The following is a 17,445-nucleotide window of genomic DNA, read 5'->3' as shown; positions in this document are numbered from 1 at the left end:
TCTCAATCCTTGCAGGCAGCGATCAGGTCGCCGAAAAATTCGGTCCTGTCGGCATCGGCGATCATGGTTTCGTGGGTGGCGTGTAAAATGGTGCCGTCGGCATCCTTGGCGGCCGGCAGCGCGTCCCAGATCGACAGCTGCTTGCGGCTTTCCAGATCGAACAGCCCGCCTTCCGGTGGCGCGGCATCGCCGCCGCGCAACGGCTTGTTGCCCTTGGCTTCCAGTTTTTCTTTCGTGGAAACGGGCTTCACGCCCTCGATCAGCGTCTGTTCGCCGGCTGCGGTCTTTTCGGTGGATGGCCGCCGCGCTTCCGTCAGCGCCAGTTCGGCAATCTCGCCGGCTTCCGGCGTCGCCGGTTCCGGCGTGTCGCCTGGTGCCCTTAGGCCGCTTTCGCCTTCATTGCCGCCAGCACGCGATAGCCCGCCGCCTGGCGCTTCAGTTCCGCCTGGTCCTCCGGGTTCGCCGTTTCCGCGTGCTTCTCCAGCCGCTCGGCCAGCTGCCGGGCCTGTTCCGCTGTCTTCGAAGAATGGGATGTCGTGGACATCTGGCGCAACCTCTCCGCGCTGTGAAAGCGCATCGGCATAATTTCTATAGTCCTCATCGAGCGCGCGCTCAAGCGCGTCGACCGGGCTGGTCTTGTCATCCACAAGCTCGGCCGCGCGCACCAGCACGCTGTCGTCAAGCCGATGATCGATGCCAAGCGACGACGCCGCGCTGTCGACTTCCTCGACCAGGCGGCGATAGGCGGTCTGCGCGGCACGCTGGCGTTCGTAGTCCAGCCAGGCGAACTGGCGGCCGCCATCGTTGCGCGCCGAAAACACCGGCTCGCCGCCGGCTTCCTGCCGCAACAGGCGCAGGAGATCGTCGGGCGTCGATTCGGCGACGGCGCGCTGGGGATCGCCATAGAGGTGGTCGAAATAGCCGGCCTCGGCCGCCGCCTCGCGGGCGTAGTCCAGCGTCTTGCCATTCTTGCGCACCAGGGCGCCGCCGCCGGGCACGAACTTGCGCGACAGGCCCATGGCCGCCAGCTCGCCGTTCTGGTCGGCAATGCCGCCGACCGATCGGCTCGACAGGAACTGCATCAGGCTGACCGGCCGCAACGGCGCCGGGCCGACCGGCGATTGCTGCGCAACGATGCGGTCGATCGCTGCGCGCGCGACCTCATCCGGCGAATCGGCCGCCCGCAAAGCCTGCGCGGCCATGGCAGCGGCGTGGTCCTCGTCCAGGCCTGCTGGTGGCGGACCGAAGGCGGCCGCGTCCAGCGCCGGCTGCTCGGCCGCCAGATCGGCGGCGCGAACCATGCCCGGGTCGGGCTTGACGCCAAGCGCGTCGGCGATCGTGGTGAAATCGCCCGGCTCGGGGTTGCCGCTGGCGGCGCGGGTCAGGACTTCCTCCGGCAGGTCGCGGCCCAGCAGCCGGCCAACTTCGCGGCCGCCTTCCAGCAAGCCGCCGAAGCCGCCGCCGAACAGGGCGGCCAAGCCCACCTGTTTGAGCGATGTCGAAATGGAGGCGTCGACGCCGGCGCGCTTCTTCCAGTCGTGGCTGGACACCTGCACGGCCGCCTCGATGCCGCCATTGACGGCCGCTTCGCTGAACATGGTTTCCATGAGCCGCCAGCCAAGCGCGCGCGCCGGCGAGGAAATGCCGCCGCCGGCGGCCAGCGTCGCCACCTGCAGCGGATCGCGAAGCGCCGCCGCAAGGCCGCCGCCCAGAATGTTGCCGGCGCGGCGGCCACGGCCAAGGCCGGCCCGGTCGGCCTGCGTTTCAGCCGCGGCCGCCGCCTGCTCGGCATTGCGCGTCAGCGCATAGGCGTCCTCGATCACCGGCCGGTCGATGGCGATGACGCTGGCGAATTCCGGCTTTTCGCGCGCCAGTGCCGCCGCCTTGTCGCGCCAGGCCTGTTCATTGGCCGCGATGTCATCACGCGCGGATGGTTCCGGCAGGCCGGCCGCGCCCGGTTCGGCCTTCAGCTTGAACAGGTCGAACTTCATCGGATTGTCGAGCTGCACGCCGGTGGCGTCGAAGATCGCCCTGTTGCGGCGGTCATAGGCTTCGGCGCGTGCGTTCTGCTCACCGTTCGAATTGTCGCGGTACAGCGCCAGATCGCGCGTCGTGGTCCACAGCGCCTCGGCGGCCGCGCGCTGGTCGTTCTCCTTGCCGATCGTGTCGGCATAGCTCGGCGCATAGGTCGGGTTGTCGCCGAATTTCGTGCCGTAGAGGAACATCAGCGGCCAATCCTTCTCAACGGAAAGCCCCCGGCACGCGCGGTTCGAGCTTGTCGCGCAACGACACCAGGTCGAGGATGAACGGTCGCCCGTCCTCGGCCATGATCCATTGCGGATCGACGGTGTTGACGTCGCCGGCGGCGAAGGCGAAGCCGCCATCGACGGCCACCGGCGTGGCGTTGCGGATGGTGTCGGCCGGGCTCTTGGCGAAGCGCGGGTCGCCGCCCCTCGCCGCGCCATAGATGCCGATGCCGGCCTTCGGCTGGTGCGGCAGGGACTTCAGATCGTCATCGGTGACCGCGTGCAACAGGTCCTCGAAGCGATCGGCGCGGATCTCGGATGGCACCAGCACTTTCTGGCCGGCCGAGAAATAGCCGCCGCCCACCTCGGTAAAGCCGCCAAACTGCACGCCGCGATCGAACACGGCGCCGGCGGCTTCCTGCACCGCCTGGGCGTGGACGCCGGCGGCTTCATCGGAGGTCGGGTCGAGGCCTTCCTCGGAAATGCGCTTGCGCGCGATCGAGGCGGCGGCGCGCTCGATGCGGGCCGAATCGTCACGGGCCAATTCCAGCGCGTTGCCGGTCACCTTGTCGAAGCTCTGGCGCGCCGCGTCGGGCTTCAAGCCTTTCATCTGCTTGCCGTCAGCGCCCTTGCCATAGCCGAGGATCACGTCTTCGGCGGCGCGCGGCGAGCCGCCGAAGGCAACGATGGCGCCGCTTTCGGCGATCATCGGCGCATCCTTGCCGAACTCGGCCAGCACCTGCGGAGCGGCATGGCCGGCGCCGGCGACGATCGCGCCGGCCATGGCGGCGCCTGCCGTCGGATCGGTGCGCACCATCTTGCCGATCGCCACCGCCTCGCCGGCCTTCAGATAGCGCACCGGCACGCCCAGCTCGGTCGCCGCCTGTTCGGCCGATTTCGCCCGCTGCGACATGACCGTGCTCATGTCCTGCGCCGTGCTGGCATCGGTCAGCGCCGGCGTCTCCGGGACGATGCCCTGCTTTTCGGCATAGCTGACGCTGTCCGTGGTGATTTCCTTGCGCTTGTCGGCGACCATTTTTTCGGCAAAGGTCAGCGTGCGCAGCTCGGCGTCGGTCGGTTCCTTGCCATACTGCTTGCGCAGGCCGGCGACGTGCTTTTCGGCGTCCGGCAGGCTGAAATCGCGGATGGCGCGGCCGGCGGAGATCTTCGCCAGCGTTTCCTGCAGCACGCCCTTGCCGCCGGGCACGCTGCCGGCATCGAGCATATAGGTCGACAGCTCGCCGGGATTGACGTCGACGCCGGACAGCAGCCGCAACGCCATCTTGTCGCCGCGCTCGCGATAATCATTCTCGCCGCGCTTCGCCTCGGCGCGCTTTTGCCGCTCAACCTTCTGCAGGCCGTTGTCGAGCGTCGACCAGCCGTCGCCATCCAGCCCGGCAATGCCGCCATCGGCCATGTCTTTCTGCATTTCCTCGCGCATGGCCTTGACGCCATCGGCGTCCAGCGCATCGGCCTGCTTGCTATAATAGGCCAGCGCCGTGTTGCGGCGGCTTTCGATCTTGGCCTTGGCGGCATCGTCGGGGTCCATGATCCCCTTGCGCACCGCCGCGTCATAGTGCTGGTCGATGGCGCTTTGCGCGCTGGCGATGGCGTCGCCGGCGTCGGGACTTTTCGGGTCGAAGCCGGCAAGCAGCTTCTGCTGGTCGGTTTCGAGCTGCGAGGTCTGCTCGATGAAATTCGCGCGCTGCTGCAGCTCCACCTTCTTGGCGAGGTTTTCGCGCGCCTGCCCCAGATAGGAGCCGGCCAGGCGGTCAAAGCCGATGCTGTAATCGGCCGCGATTTCCGGGAAGATGTGATCCTTGCCGAGCTGGCCCTTGAGGTCGCCGAGCGCCTTTTCGAGCTGGGCCGGATCGTCGCGGTACTTTTCGTAGATCTGCTGTGTGGTCGAGCGCATTTCGGCGTCGACCTCCTGCAGATAGACTTTCGTGCCAGCCTCATCGAAAGCACGGCCGCGAATGGTGTCGGTGCCGGTCGGGCGGAAACCGCCGCCGCTGGTTTTCAGGGTCGGCTTGTCGCCGCCTGCGCCATACTGCTGCGCCTGGCTTTCATGCAGCTGTTTCGCATAGGCCGTGGCGTCGTCGGCATTGTCGAAAACGCCAAGATGCTTGCCGGTTTTCTTGTAGGTTTTGATGGCGTCTTCATTGCTCAAGATTTTCCCGTCATCCGACACGGTCGGGATAAGTATTTCCTTCCCGTCCTGTTCGAACGACATCGAGCGCACGGTGCTGATCGTGCCGTCGCTGTTCTTGACGACTGGCCGCTTGTTTAAATCGATGTTGCCCGGCTGCACGAGGCCCTTGATTTCGGCTGGCGGAATGGCGGCCGTGTTGTCGCCACCAGCGCTGGCCGCCACGGGCGTGCCATAGATCGACTTCGCCGCAGCCAGGCGGTGTTTCCAGCCAAGTGCTGCGGTCGGGTTCTCCGGCGTCCAGCCGCGCGGCCGTTCAAAGCCGACGCCGGCGGCGGTTGCTTCCTCGACGGTGCGGGCAGCGGCCAGACGGCGGCCGGTGCCGATCTCGGTCGTGTTCAGCTCGTGCATGGCGAAATCGAGCTGGGTCTCGAAATCATTGACCGGCTTGCCCTGCTTGGCCGCGAACGCCTTCAGCGCGCGAGCGCGGTTGCCGTTCCACTGGCCGATGCCGATCGAGTGGGAGCCATCGGCGCCGTCATTGCGGTTGATGGCGTTGACGTTGAAATTACTCTCGCCGGCGAACTGGCCGAGCAGTCCGGAAGCGAATTCGTTCGAAACCTTGTATTTGCTCATCAGATAAGCTTTGCCGCGCGCGGCAAGCTCACTGCGCGAACCACCAGGCGCGCTGGCTCCGGTCTCGCCGACCGACACTTCGCCGCCGGCGTCGCCGCCGGAATAGCTCGCGTCCGGCCGTCCAGCCAGCGCGGCTTGTTCGCCGGCCGCCGCGCCCTGCCGCTCCGCCTGGCGATCGGCGATCTTGCCGGCCTGCGCCGCCATGCGAAACAGGCCTTCCGACGCGCGCTGCAGCAGCTCGCCACCTTCACGCGCCACCGGCAACAGGCCATCGGCAAGCACCGGCTCGACGCGAAACGGCCGGTAGCTGACCGGCTCAAGAGGTCTGGTCGCCATCAGCCGCGCTCCCCGAACGACAACGCATTGTCGATGCCGCCGGTCAGGGCATTGAGGAAGCCCATTCGGCGCGCGGATTTTGCCGCCGCGCGATAGGCCGCGGCGCGTTCGGTGAGCCGCGAAATCCGCGTCATTTCCGTGCCCGTCGCCGTGGCCAGGCCAAGGTCGGCCTCGCGGTAGGCGTCGCTGCGCGCTTCCTTGGCCGTGCCGAAGGATAGGTCGACACCGGAACCGGCATAGGCCACGTCCTGCGCGCCCAGCGCCTCGGCCATCTGGCGCTTGATCGAGGTGCGCCGGCTGATGCCCTGCAGTGTTTCCAGCGGCTTTTCGGCTTCCGCGTCGGATGCGGCCAGCTCGTTTTGCGTCGCCTCGGCATTGCCGGCGCCGATCGCCGAGACGACGCCCAGCACGGTCGCCGTGCCCTGCAGGATCGAGGCCAGCGAAAACCCGCTGCCGGCGGCGGCCGCACCCGTGGCGGCGGCGCCGGTCGCGGCAGCACCTGTCGCGGCCGCGCCGCCCCCGAATAGTCCAGCCAGAGGTGCAAGAAGGAGCTGCATCAGAGTTTGGTCCCCATTGCGATGTCGCGCACCCGGAGTTCGCCGGGCCGCTTTTGCGTGATGACGGCGGTGGTGCCTTCCATCATGCCGATCAGCACTTCGCCGCCGATCGTCAGCAGCTTGGTTTTCAGCGGCATCGGCGCGTCGACCGGGTCGCTGGTCTCGTGCAGGATGATGTCCTGTGGGTCCTCGCCATTGGCGCCAACGGCGATGCTGTCGGTGTCCGCGATGTTGACGTGCAGCGTGTGGATGCGGCCGGGACGCAGGATCACTTCATCATTGCCGGTCACCAGCACCTGCGGCATCGACTCCCAGCGCGGCGCGATCCAGCGGCCGACAAGCGCCGAGGCATAGGCATCGCCCAGAGAAATCGAGCCGCCGACGCACGCGAACGGCCCCAGCACATAGCCATCCGCCTTTGCCCACAGCTCGGCGCCGTCCTCATAGGCAAGGCCGGTGATGACGCCGCCGAGGTCCGGCACGGCGCTGACCGCGTCCTGCAGGTAGATCGTGGTGTCGTAGATCTCGATCGAAGTTCGGCCGGCGCGCTCGATCGCCAGCCACAGCCGGTTCTTGCCGTCGACGCCGATTTCGCGCACCAGGCCGCCGGCGGCCGCCAGCCATTCGCAATAGCCGTTAATGTCCTGGTTGCGGATCATCTGGCAGGCGATCAGCCGGCCATCGGTGCGCATCAGCCAGCCTTTCGAGGCGTCCAGATCGGTTTCGGGCTTCTGGGCAGCGCTGCGAATGAGGTTGTCGGCCAGGTGCGAGGCGAGCAGCGACACGGGGTCGGCGTTGTAGTTCGTGGTCGCCGAGGTGACGGCTTCGGTGATGCGCAGCAGCTGCTTGCCGCCATTGGCGGCGAATGCCAGGCCCTGCGGATTGATGGCGACATAGTAGACTTCGCCTTCGAGTGTGAACGGCTTGCAATTGGGCTGCGCGCCGATCTCGCTGGCCGGCACGAAGTTCAGCGGCGTGTTGCGCTCGATCGTCCGGTTCGGCACGAAATACATGGCGCGATCGGTGAAGGCGAAAAGATAGGTCGATTCCTTGACGTGCAGGATGGTTTCGGAGGTCTGCGAGCGCAGCTTGTCGAGGCGCGCCGCCGCGTCCGTGGTGCCCTTGATATTCAGGTCGAAATATTCAGCGACGCGGCTGAGGGCCATGGCGCCGCTCACCGCCGGAATGCGGTAATAATCGATCCGGTCCTGCACCAGCTCGGCGCCGCCGGGCCAGCCGCGCAACGTCGAGAACAGGTTCTCCAGATCGGTCTTGCCGATGCTGCTATGCGTCGCCAGAACCGATGAACTGGCGGTGTTTGGAATGATGGCCGAAAGCTCGTATTCCTCGCCCGACAGGTCGCCGCCAAACGTGACGGTCCATTTGACCGGCGTGCTGCCACCAATATAGGCAACGGCCACGGTCACCCCGCCGCTTAGGCCTGGCAGGGCCTGCAGCGCAGTCTGTACCTCGGCGCCGAAGGTGTTCCATTCGGCCGTGCTGGCGCCGACATGCTGGCGAGGGTCGCCTGTCAGTGCATCGCGCAGCGGGACACTCGGTATGGTCTCGCCGTTCACGGTCATCGAAATGTAGATCGGGCTGTTGTCGCCGAAGCGCCAGAACAGGTCCCACACGTCATTCGTCTTGGGGTACACGCCGCCAAGGTCGGCGACCGGAACCACTTCGTACGGCCACAGATCCGTGCGCCAGTCCTGCAGCTGGCCGGTTGTCGCCAGGAACAGGCGGGCGGTTTGGAGCTGGCCGTGGAAAATGCCGATCGTATCGCCCTCGGCATAGAAACCGAGATCCGGCAGCATGTCGGCGGTCACATTCGCCAGCCGTGCCGAGCCGACAAAACCGGCGGCGGTGAAGAAATCGGCGATGCCGGCGGTGACGAAGCACGACAGCGCGTCGCCCTGGTCGGTGGTCAGCGCGACATAGCGCGGCCGCAATGCCGTGCCGCTTTCGAAAAAGGCGCTGACGGCAAGGCCCGACACGCTGGCCGAGATCGAGAAGGTGGCGCGGATGCGCAGCGACGTGGCGGCCTTCTGCTGGCCGGGCGCAAAGGCGGCAAGCCGCGTGACCGGGGTTCCGGTCTTGACCGCGAACGGGCCGCCGACCGCGACCCAGACGCCGCCGACGAAGGCTTCGATGGTGAAGGTGGCGGTGCCGGCGGAAATCGCCAGGCCGGCGGCCAGCACCGCCGCGACGGTGCCGGCAACGGTTCCGGTCCAGATGGTTTGCGTGCCGGTGAACGGGCCGGCCGCCGGCGTCGGGCTGGTGATGGCGCGGATGGAAAGCGGCTTGCGCCATTCGCCGACGCGGCGCGAACCGCCCATGCGGCGGTATCCCGACTGCGGCACCGGCTCGACGCCCTTGAAGGCAAGGCCAGCCGAATAATACTGCTTGATGTCGACGCGGCCTTTCGCCTCCGGCGTGAATTCGCCGGCATTGCAGGAGCGCGTCGGTGCGGCGGGGCGCGCGACCATCTACCAGCGCCCGAACCAGTCGCCGCCGCCGGTGCGGCCGCCATCGAGCGCCCGCGACACCGCCGGATCGCTGACAGGCGCTGCGGCGCGGTCCTGGGCGATCATGCGGCCGAAAATGCCGCCGGTGCCTCCGGTCGACGGCGAGCCGATCGCCTTGGCTTCCTTGTCGGCCGCCAGCTCGGCATCCTGCGTCAGCGGGATCGCCAGATAGGACGCCAGCAGCGTGGCGAAGGCATCGGCGAACTGCGGTTCCCAGTCGACCGGGTCGACCATGACCTTGCAGCGGGCATAGGCCTGCTGTTCGTCGCAGAACACGGTCTTGCCCTCGATGGTGAAATCGCGGATCGGCGTTGATTGGCGCGGATCGGAAAGCAGTTTCAGTGCCGGCCCGACGCGGTTGCCCGGCAGGTCGAAGCCATAGCGGTAGCCGGTCACCGGCGTGGCTTCCTGCCTGGTCAGCTGGAAGGTTTGCCGGCAGAAGGTCCAGTCATGCAGGCCGAACGACCGCGCCAGCGCGCGCGGCCAGAAGATGTCGACAAAGCCGCCAAGCGCCGTTTCGTCGTCAATCGAGAATTTGGGCGCCAGCCCGAGTTCGACCAGCGCCCAATTCACGATCATTGCCTTGTCGATTTCCGCGTCGGCCATGATGTCCCTCTGCCGGCTTGCCGACGTTACGCGCCGGAGGCGTCGGTGTTTATCGCGGTGGTGACGTTACCGGTCGCGGGCGCCGCCGTGACGATCAGCGAGACGCGGTCGCCAGTACCGTCCGCGACACACAGCGCTTCGATCACATCGTTGATCGCGAGCTTGTCGCGGGCGTTGTTGAAGTAGCCGGCCGCGATCACGGTAGCGACGGCATCGGCGGTGGCGTAGTGGAAGAAATCGACTGCCCTGCCACCGGTGCCGTAGGGCACCGAGTTGACCAGGCAGAGGGAGCGGGCTTCAAAACCGGCCATTGGAGATCTCCTGTGATGGCGTTCTTTGGATGAAACCCGCCGGCTGGATTGCCGGCGGGCCTTGCGAGGCTGCTTATGCCGGGCGTGCCAGCGTGGCGTTCTTCAGCATCTTGAAGCGCTTGACGCGCGTGCCCTCGATGCCGATGGCGGCACCGCCGAGACCCGCCTTGACCAGGTAGGGCGTGCCCTGCAGCAGCGGCTGCGGCGTGATATCGGGCGTCTCCTGGTTCCAGGCGTCTTCCGCACCCATGGCGGTCTTGGCCCACATGTAGGCGTACCAGTCGGTGCCGCCCGGCGAGGCGAAGCATTCGTCGGGCAGTTCCATGTAGGTGACGCCGCGCACCGTCTTGCTGCGGATGCGCTGGGACTGCGAGAACGGCGCGTTCGCGAGGCCGACCCACTGCGCATCGGCGAACTCTTTGTAGAAGCACAGCTGCGACATCCACAGCGCCGGGAACGCGGCGTAGATCTCGTCATCGTCGGAACCGGTTGCCGCGATTTCGGCCCGTGCCTGTTCGGTGTGCAGGATGTCGATTCGCGCCGTGCCGTCGCCGATCGTGGTCACGCCGGAACCGCCAAGGGCGCCGAAAGCGGCCAAGGCGTCCAGCTTGATCTGGTCGCGCTGGCGGCGCACCGCCTTGACGATGATCTCGGCAAGCGCCTGCTGTTCGTTCGGCCCGGCCTTGTAGGCGTCCTGGGTGCGCCAGAAATCCGAGGCTTCATAGTCGGTGAAGTTCATCTGCACTGTGGTCAGGCCGGGACCGGCGGCGGGAACGCGTTCGATGGCGCCGGTCAGGCGATAGACATTGGTGCGGCCGACGATCGGGAACTTGACGGTGTTGGCGACCACGTCGCCGCGCATCATCGTGTTGTCGAGGTACCCGCCCTTCGACTGGGCAAGCACGGTGATCTTGTCGGAGATTTTCTCGGTAAACCAGGCTGCAATGTTCTGAGACATGGGAAAGACCCCTTTGAGGTTGCTGTTTCAAGCAGCCGTGGGGCCGATAGAGCCGGGTCGATCAGGGTCCGGTGAAGGATAGCCCGATGCCGCCGGGTCGCTCCCTTGGTTGCGCCGGTCGAGGATGCCCCGGCCGGCGCGGCGTCAATTGCGAGCCTACTTGGAGCCGAACAGCTTCTGATATTTCTGGTCGAGCGCGTCATAGGCGGCGCGGTTGAACTTGGGATGCTGCGGGTCCATTTCGGGCGCCGCCATTTCGGCGCGCAAGGCGGCCCGCTGATCGGCGGCGCCGGCGCCGGCGCCAGCACCAGCAAACGGTGCGGCCTTGTCGGCGCCGGTCATCTTCGAGGCGAAAAACTCGATCAGTTGATTGCCCTTGGCAGTGTCCATCAGCATCAGCAGGCCGTGTTCCCCGACATCCTTTGGCAGGCCATGCTGTACCATCAGCTTGACGAAATCTTCGTTAGCCTGCATGCGGGCATCAATCGCGGCGTCCTGCTGCGCCTTGGGCAGGGCCTTGGCCCCGTCGGGCAGAAGTGCTGCCCGTTCTTTCGCCGGGTCGAGCGGCGCCTCCAGAATGCCGGCCTCGGCCGCCTGGGTGTACAGCGCCGTGGTCAGCTTGTGCAGCACCGCCGGCGGCACTTTCTCGGCCATCGCCACTTTGGCCACGGCGCCGAACAGAGGATCCTTTGCCAGCTCCTGCAGGTGCGGCTGGATTGCTTCCGGCGCCTTGTCGATCTCAAAGGCGTTGTAGGCCTCGACCTTGTCGGGAATGGCCGAATCGCGCTGGCGATAGCCGTTCAAGGCCGTCGCCATTTTATCCATGGTCTCGCGGTCATCCTTCCCAAACATGGTGTCGGGCAGGCCTTGCGGGCGGTATGGCCCGCCCGAACCGGCTGCGGCCGCTGCGGCTGCAGCTGCGGCGGCGGCCGCCTCGTTGGAGCCACCCTCAGCACCGGCCGCCGCCGCGCCGCCGGCACCGCCAGCGGCATCCCCTGTGCCGGCAGCTGCAGCAGCGCCGCCCCCACCGGCGCCGCCACCACCATCGGCGTTGCAGAATGGATGAAGGTATTTCTCAAGCAGGTTTTTCATGGTGGCTCCTTCGCTGCGTCCAGAGTTGTTCACCTTCGGCGATCGCGCGCAGCAACGCATAGCCGACGGCGGTTCGCGCCTCGTGCTTGGCGGCCGCGAGGGCCGCGCTTTCCTTCATCGAGCCGACATGCGGGAACGGCGCCCGCACGGTCAGATCAGCCATCCATTCAATGATGCTGCGGCCCTCGCCGGTGCCGTAGAAATGGAACAGCATGATCTTCATGTGCTCGCCGGGGTCGAAATTGTCGGCGACCTTGGCCGGAAACATCGCCTGGCTGAGGCCATCCCAAGTCGGTGTGCCCGCAAGCAGTTGGTCAATGGCCATCATTGGCCGAGAGAAAGGAAACGGGCTTCCGCTCATGCTGCTTGCTGCTCCGGCTGCATTGCCGCGTCGACAAGGTTTGGCGCCGCCTTGACGGCAGCTTGCGCGGCGACGGCCGCCGCCTGGCGCTGCGCGTTGTCGGTCTGCGCCGCCTTCTTTTCTTCATCGGTCGCAACGATGTCGATCGGCACCAGCAGGCCATTGCGGCTACGGTCCAGATAGCGGTCGATCGAGATATATTCGTTGACGCGCTCCGGCCCGACCGTCTCCGCGACTAGGCGGTAGTAATTCACCGAGGCCTGCAGTTGGTCGGCCTTCAGCGCGGCCGCCATCGGCGAATTGATGTACATGGAAACCAAGAGCTGATTGAAGCTCATGAGCTGCGGCAGGAGCTTCCATTCGCTGAGGATTTCCATGACACGCGGCACGATGACGCCTGTACCTTCGGTGTTGAGGCGGCCATAGGCGCCGATGTGAACCTTCGCGTTCTGCGCCTGCATCAGCGCCACTTCCGAGGCCGAGGGCGGCGTGCCGCCATCATCGAACAGGCGGGTGTCGAGCAGCGCTTCGCGGATCTGGCGCTGGCCGTCGCCGATGATCATTTTCGCCACATCGATGCGGCCACTTGCCGTGTCGAGGCGCTGGACATCAGGCCCGAGCAGACCGCCTGTCGACTGCATCGGCCAGAATTCGCCGGGCCCGAGCCGCACCGTGTCGGGGTTGAACGTGCCGCCGGCCCTAAAGCCCCAGATGCCGAGCAGCTGAATGGCGGCCGCCTTCAGCGTCAGTTCCTGCGCCTTGTTGACGGTCTTGATGGTCGGCAGCGCGAACAGCACCGGGCCGCGCCCATAGGCCTCGCCCGGCCAGCGATAGAAGCGCATGACGGCCACCGGCTGGGTGGCATAGGTCTCCTGGGCGATGAAGCCGCCTTCCGTCTCGAGATAAACGCAAAACTGCCAGCGCATGTCCGGCAGGCGGTAAAAATCCTGATAGATGACAACTTCCTCATAGGGTTTTTTCTTCGCCGCCTGCTTGAAACCGGCCGTGAAATCGCCCTTCGGCCACGCCTCGATGATCGCTTCGCGGCCAAGGTTGCAGCGCTTCCATGAGACATAATTGACGCGGCCCCATGCATCCTGACCGATCGCCACTTCGTCCTGCGGGATGCAGGCGAAGCGCACCGGTTCATTGATCGACGGACCTTTGAGCGGCAGCACCACGCCGGTGCCCAGCGTCAGGTCGGTGCAGGCCTCGTGCATGGCATCGTCGTAATCGCCGGTTTTCATGAACGGGTAGACGAAACTGGCGACGCCCTGCAGCTTCTTGTCCCAGGCGACCTTTTCCGAGGCCTGCAGCTGCTGGGCGACCAGCGGGCCGGTCTCGACAATGAACGGCGTCGATGCCGGGAACATCTGGCGCTGGATTTCGCCAGCGCAATGCATGGCCGAGTTTGGCCCGGTCATATCGAAAATCATCTGGGTGGGGCGCTTGGTCTTGCCCGCACCGCCTGGCCGCCGGTTCGGCAGCACATAGTCATAGGCCTCGCAATACATCGAATCCCAGCCGGCCCGGTCGCCCCAAACTTGTTTGGAACGCTGGCGCTGCTTATCGACTGGCGTGCCGCCGATGGCGAGGTCAACCATCAGCTCAGATCGGATTTTGAGGCGGCATCGGACACGAACAGGCGGCGGCCGCGCGGGTTGCGCCTGGTCGCGCCGCTGGTCGCGTCGGCGTTGCGCAGCTCGGCCAGCTGGCGATCATTCGCCACCGCCTGTTGCGCCTTCTGTTCCTCGGCTGCTTTTCGCGCCGCCTTGCCGGGATCTAGGATCGCGCCCATGCCTGCCCTTCCTCAAAATCCATACGCCGGGCTCGAAATTGCCGTGCGCGTGGAAGCCAACGAGCATCGCCATGCGCTGGCCGGCATGATTGCTGGACCGAATGCGGGCGACGATGAGGTGAGTTTCGGCCATGGCAAAAAGCGTCAATTGCGCCATGCGGACCAATCGGCCCATGTGCTGGCGGGCGGCCGGCGCGATCGACAGAGCCATTTCGGTGCGGCGCCAGCCATGCCGGCCGAAATAGACCACGGCCATGCACTCATCACCGCGATAGATGCCGACCGTCTGGACGTTGCGCACCTGGGCAAGCACCAGGCGCCTCACGCGTGCACCTGCGCCCGCGAGGTCGAGCGCCGCCACGCGCGGCGCCGGCGAGACCAGGCGCCATTCAGCGGGACTGGAAGACATCGAATTCCGACCTGACCGTGATCGACTTGATCGGCACCACGTTGTTTGGCCGGCCGGCCTGCGCGGCATCCTTGATCACCGCCGCCCGGCCGCGCCGGCCATAGCAGAGATATTCCCAGGCATTGATCGAGTGGGAGTATTCGTTCTTGTCGATTTCCAGCGTGTTTGTCTTGCCCTTGCTGGCCTGCTTGGTCAGGTGATATTGCGACACGAAACCCCGGATCGAGGTCTTGCAGCGTGGATCCCAGATCGACCGCGGCGTGTTGGCATCGTGCATGCCAAAGTACCAGCGCAAGGCTTCGGTGCGCGAATGGATGTCGTTGGTTTCGGTCGGCATGATCATGACGCCGATCGCCTGACTGACCGTCATCATGAACGACAGCTCGCCCTGGATCCGGTCGGCGCCCTCAAAGTCGGACGGGTCGCCATATGCGCCCTCGATGCGATAGCCCTTGAAATCCCCGAGCAGCAGCTCGACGCAGTAGGTGGCGAAGCGCGTCGCGCCGGTCACCACATCGGGCTGCGAGACGATCTCGCGCAACGCCCGCAGCCGGCCGTCCGGTAGGAACTGGCCGAGCGCCAGCGCCGGTCGGCCGCCGCCGTCGAAGCCCAGCGATATCGGCAAGCCCGGTATCGGTTCGAGCAATTCCGGCGAGCGGTGCACGGCCAGGTCGAACGTGTCGTAGATGATCGTGCCGACTTTCTTGGGCGCGTACTTGCCGTGCACGTTGCGGATGCTGTCGGCCGCCTTCGGGCCGCCAAAGCCGCGTTCCTCGGCCTCGTAATCCGCCCTGGTCTTGCGCTTGCGGTTCTCGGCATTGGCCGCCAGCCCTGACGGCTGCGCAAAAAAGTTATAGCCCGGCCACTTTTCCGGCTCCTCGATCTCGCGCTTGTAGGTCCAGTTTACTTCGTCGGGCGGGTTGAAGTCGCCGAATACCATGCGCGGGATCTTGATGACCTTCTGGCCGGTGTCGGGGTCGGTCTCATAGCCGAGCCGTTCGCCCTCCCACTCCATGATCGTGTCGCGCGGCGGATAGCGCCCGGTTCGCCCGAACAGCAGGCCCGGCACGTCCTCGTGCATGGTGTCGCACTCGTTGAGCCAGCCATAGGAGATTTCGTAGCCCTTGAAGAAGCTTTCGAGGTTTTCCGAACCGATCGCGCCGAACTGCATTTCCAGCCGCACGGTCGTTTCTTTCCAGCCCTGCGGCCATTGCCGCAGCACGTTCCATTCGAGGATGTGGTTGACCGGCCTGTCCTGCCCGCCGGAATAGGCATCCTTTTCCTTCGCCGTGTACGGGCCGTATTTCGGGAAGAAGCGCAGCCAGGTCGGCAGCGCGGTCTTGGCCAGTTCGCGGTAGGTTTCGCGCACGGCGGCGCAGCGGACGTTGATCTTGCCATCCTTGCAGACCGGAAACAGCGTGCCGGCCTTCTGCGCGATCTTGAACACGGCCGAGACGGTCTTGCCGCTACCCCATGGCCCTCGAATGAAGTCGAAGGGGCCGTTGCTCTCGATGAAGGCCTTGCAGACTGGACCGGCCGGCTCGAAGCGGGTGATATCGAAATCGCCTTGGAAATCTGGCCCTGTACCCATTGCCCGCAACCCTCGATTTTCGCCCGGCCCGCGCGCCCGCGTCCCGATTCAACGCCGAGAATTTATTCGGCCGCCCAGCGAGTCCATTGCGAGCCAACGGAATAGGTCGCGTGTGTGCGACCGAAGGGCCGTGGGCGGTGGGGGGGCCTGGCGGTTTTCGAAATTCGGCCCGGCCGGTTCGGGCTGGGCAAGGCATGGGGGGCGGGGTCGAGGCCCTACACCAGGCGGCGCTGGCCTCACGTGCACGTGCGCGAGAACTGCCCTCGCGATTCCGGTTTTCAATATCGCAACTGATTTGCAATCAGTCGCTTGACCCCGGATTGTCGTTGCCTTTCAACGCGTTAGCATTCTCGTGCGACTGGTCTACCGCTTGTCGCACGGCATCACCATTGATTTCATTGGCTTTTTCGGCGCGATCGGTCGGCATCATGCCAGCGCTCATGAAGCCGTCGCCATCGGCCACGACCTGCATGTTCTCGACGTTGCCGAACACCATCAGCGGGCGCTTGTCGCCGGCCGGCAGTTCCAGCTGCAGCGGCTTCTTGGCGTGATGGTACGGCATCAGGTCGGCGGCAGCGCCGCGAATGATCCCGAGGACCGCCAGCTTCTGCTTGGCACCGCCAGCGCCCACCAGGCGGCAGAGCGCGCCGAAGTCGGCCGACTGGATCATGGACAGCGTCACCATCGGGTCGCGATGGCCGCGCGCTTGCAGGTAGCGGATCAGATCCCCGTTCTTGCGGTTGGCGGCACCAAGCGGCCTCCCCCGCGCCCGAGCTGGCGCAGCAACGATTTCGGCCGCCAGCGCCAGAGCGTCAGTGCCCTCGCCATCTGGCAAGCCGGCCAGGAGGTCGAGCGGATCGGCGCCAGGGAGCTCGGCCGGCGGCGGTGTGTGGGCGTCTGGATGCCCCTGGTCAGCGTCATCCGCCACGGAAAGCGCTCCATGTGCCATTTTTTATTCCGGTTCCCGATCGAGGCCTTGGGTAACCTTTCGGGAACCGGCTTTTCGATAGATAATTCAAATGGATATACCCCTACGGTTACCGGTTACGTGGTTACCTCATACAGCGCATGCGCGCGCGCGTACGATGCGAGGTCGCATTAGCCGGGGAACCGGTAACAAAATAGCTCATGTCGTTGATTTCCTTGGCATTTTCCGGTTACCGCGTGGGTAACCATCAGGTAACCCGGTAACCGCTCCCGCTCCCGTTGGCGGCTCAATCAGCCTCGCCGAAACCGCCTATCGTCAATTGCAAGCCATGGTTTGGCGCGGCGGAACACCCTTGAACTCTGGTCGGGCGAGGGCAAAGGGCGTCAAATGGGGCGCGGGAAATGGTGACAGAATGTCACGATTTGACCCGGCGAAACGGGCGCGGGGTCGGCTCAAATACCGCCGAAAAATCGACTTCAATTGCCCTGCGAGGGCTGGTCTAGGGAAAGCGGCGCAGCCCTGCCGGGCTGCAAGTTGTCTTGACGCGACGCATTGCAGCAGCGCCGCGCACCAGGGCACGGCAATGGACGGGAAGGCGCTGGGTGCGCTCATCATCCAGAAGGGCAAGGGAATCGCACTGCAAGGCGCGCTGGACGCGCGCCAGGGCGGCCTATGGCCGCCGGAGCCTAGGACAGGCGCCGCACCAGCTCACCGAGCCACACGGCCCAGCTGGCAGGCTTGGAGCCGGCAAAGATGTAGAGATCTTCCTCACCACGCATGGCGCGGCGCATGCCGATCGCGTGGTCGGAAATGCGCACCTTGAAGCTGCGGCGGCTGGTGAAGATGAAAACATAGGTCGAGCGACCAGCGGCATTATGGGACTTGCTCACTTGCGTGCGCAGGCCGGGCAACGCGTCATTCACAGACGCCAGAAAGAGC

At 65.7% G+C, this 17,445-nt stretch carries 15 protein-coding genes; all 15 read right to left on the bottom strand.

The window, feature by feature from the left end; all coding sequences use genetic code 11:
• Window positions 1–2 precede the first annotated feature (2 nt).
• The 15 genes from OOJ09_RS12850 to OOJ09_RS12780 all read right to left on the bottom strand — a co-directional run bounded on the left by OOJ09_RS12850 (window position 3) and on the right by OOJ09_RS12780 (window position 17,396).
• On the bottom strand, window positions 3–2,225 hold the full coding sequence (locus OOJ09_RS12850) for a hypothetical protein (protein WP_269905571.1): 2,223 nt from the start codon (window positions 2,223–2,225) through the stop codon (window positions 3–5).
• Between the two features lie 16 nt (window positions 2,226–2,241).
• Complete coding sequence (locus OOJ09_RS12845; protein ID WP_269905570.1) at window positions 2,242–5,367, bottom strand: phage tail tip lysozyme; 3,126 nt, start codon at window positions 5,365–5,367, stop codon at window positions 2,242–2,244.
• On the bottom strand, window positions 5,367–5,924 hold the full coding sequence (locus OOJ09_RS12840; RefSeq protein WP_269905569.1) for a hypothetical protein: 558 nt from the start codon (window positions 5,922–5,924) through the stop codon (window positions 5,367–5,369). The genes OOJ09_RS12845 and OOJ09_RS12840 overlap by 1 nt, the downstream gene beginning before the upstream one ends.
• Complete coding sequence (locus OOJ09_RS12835) at window positions 5,924–8,413, bottom strand: hypothetical protein (protein ID WP_269905568.1); 2,490 nt, start codon at window positions 8,411–8,413, stop codon at window positions 5,924–5,926. The genes OOJ09_RS12840 and OOJ09_RS12835 overlap by 1 nt, the downstream gene beginning before the upstream one ends.
• On the bottom strand, window positions 8,414–9,058 hold the full coding sequence (locus tag OOJ09_RS12830) for a hypothetical protein (protein ID WP_269905567.1): 645 nt from the start codon (window positions 9,056–9,058) through the stop codon (window positions 8,414–8,416).
• 26 nt (window positions 9,059–9,084) lie between these two features.
• Window positions 9,085–9,369: a hypothetical protein gene (locus tag OOJ09_RS12825; RefSeq protein ID WP_269905566.1), complete on the bottom strand. Its 285-nt coding sequence runs from the start codon at window positions 9,367–9,369 to the stop codon at window positions 9,085–9,087.
• Window positions 9,370–9,442: 73 nt separating this feature from the next.
• On the bottom strand, window positions 9,443–10,327 hold the full coding sequence (locus OOJ09_RS12820) for a phage capsid protein (protein ID WP_269905565.1): 885 nt from the start codon (window positions 10,325–10,327) through the stop codon (window positions 9,443–9,445).
• Window positions 10,328–10,483: 156 nt separating this feature from the next.
• Window positions 10,484–11,419, bottom strand: a complete 936-nt coding sequence (locus OOJ09_RS12815; RefSeq protein WP_269905564.1) for a hypothetical protein — start codon at window positions 11,417–11,419, stop codon at window positions 10,484–10,486.
• Window positions 11,403–11,642 carry a hypothetical protein gene (locus OOJ09_RS12810; RefSeq protein WP_269905563.1) on the bottom strand — a complete coding sequence of 80 codons (240 nt, stop codon included), beginning with the start codon at window positions 11,640–11,642 and terminating at the stop codon, window positions 11,403–11,405. The genes OOJ09_RS12815 and OOJ09_RS12810 overlap by 17 nt, the downstream gene beginning before the upstream one ends.
• A gap of 134 nt (window positions 11,643–11,776) precedes the next feature.
• Window positions 11,777–13,384, bottom strand: coding sequence for a portal protein (locus tag OOJ09_RS12805; protein ID WP_269905562.1), 1,608 nt, complete (start codon window positions 13,382–13,384; stop codon window positions 11,777–11,779).
• The gene (locus OOJ09_RS12800) at window positions 13,384–13,509 is read right to left on the bottom strand and encodes a hypothetical protein (protein ID WP_269905561.1); all 126 of its coding nucleotides are present in this window, start codon (window positions 13,507–13,509) and stop codon (window positions 13,384–13,386) included. Before OOJ09_RS12800 ends, OOJ09_RS12805 begins: the two co-directional genes overlap by 1 nt.
• A complete protein-coding gene (locus tag OOJ09_RS12795; protein ID WP_269905560.1) occupies window positions 13,499–13,939 on the bottom strand; it encodes a hypothetical protein in 441 nt (146 codons plus the stop codon). The genes OOJ09_RS12800 and OOJ09_RS12795 overlap by 11 nt, the downstream gene beginning before the upstream one ends.
• Before the next feature lie 28 nt (window positions 13,940–13,967).
• Window positions 13,968–15,578, bottom strand: coding sequence for a hypothetical protein (locus OOJ09_RS12790; RefSeq protein WP_269905559.1), 1,611 nt, complete (start codon window positions 15,576–15,578; stop codon window positions 13,968–13,970).
• A 301-nt stretch (window positions 15,579–15,879) separates the two neighbouring features.
• The gene (locus OOJ09_RS12785) at window positions 15,880–16,506 is read right to left on the bottom strand and encodes a hypothetical protein (RefSeq protein WP_269905558.1); all 627 of its coding nucleotides are present in this window, start codon (window positions 16,504–16,506) and stop codon (window positions 15,880–15,882) included.
• Window positions 16,507–17,192: 686 nt separating this feature from the next.
• Window positions 17,193–17,396, bottom strand: a complete 204-nt coding sequence (locus OOJ09_RS12780; RefSeq protein ID WP_269905557.1) for a hypothetical protein — start codon at window positions 17,394–17,396, stop codon at window positions 17,193–17,195.
• Window positions 17,397–17,445 lie beyond the last annotated feature (49 nt).

This window comes from Mesorhizobium qingshengii (assembly GCF_027563465.1).
Lineage (GTDB): Bacteria > Pseudomonadota > Alphaproteobacteria > Rhizobiales > Rhizobiaceae > Mesorhizobium > Mesorhizobium qingshengii_A.
This window is presented reverse-complemented; position numbering and strand designations above follow the sequence as displayed.

Coding starts and splice junctions, on each gene's coding strand:
- OOJ09_RS12850 (WP_269905571.1), bottom strand. CDS start 2,225: ATGTTCCTCTACGGCACGAAATTCGGCGACAACCCGACCTATGCGCCG.
- OOJ09_RS12845 (WP_269905570.1), bottom strand. CDS start 5,367: ATGGCGACCAGACCTCTTGAGCCGGTCAGCTACCGGCCGTTTCGCGTC.
- OOJ09_RS12840 (WP_269905569.1), bottom strand. CDS start 5,924: ATGCAGCTCCTTCTTGCACCTCTGGCTGGACTATTCGGGGGCGGCGCG.
- OOJ09_RS12835 (WP_269905568.1), bottom strand. CDS start 8,413: ATGGTCGCGCGCCCCGCCGCACCGACGCGCTCCTGCAATGCCGGCGAA.
- OOJ09_RS12830 (WP_269905567.1), bottom strand. CDS start 9,058: ATGGCCGACGCGGAAATCGACAAGGCAATGATCGTGAATTGGGCGCTG.
- OOJ09_RS12825 (WP_269905566.1), bottom strand. CDS start 9,369: ATGGCCGGTTTTGAAGCCCGCTCCCTCTGCCTGGTCAACTCGGTGCCC.
- OOJ09_RS12820 (WP_269905565.1), bottom strand. CDS start 10,327: ATGTCTCAGAACATTGCAGCCTGGTTTACCGAGAAAATCTCCGACAAG.
- OOJ09_RS12815 (WP_269905564.1), bottom strand. CDS start 11,419: ATGAAAAACCTGCTTGAGAAATACCTTCATCCATTCTGCAACGCCGAT.
- OOJ09_RS12810 (WP_269905563.1), bottom strand. CDS start 11,642: ATGAAGATCATGCTGTTCCATTTCTACGGCACCGGCGAGGGCCGCAGC.
- OOJ09_RS12805 (WP_269905562.1), bottom strand. CDS start 13,384: ATGGTTGACCTCGCCATCGGCGGCACGCCAGTCGATAAGCAGCGCCAG.
- OOJ09_RS12790 (WP_269905559.1), bottom strand. CDS start 15,578: ATGGGTACAGGGCCAGATTTCCAAGGCGATTTCGATATCACCCGCTTC.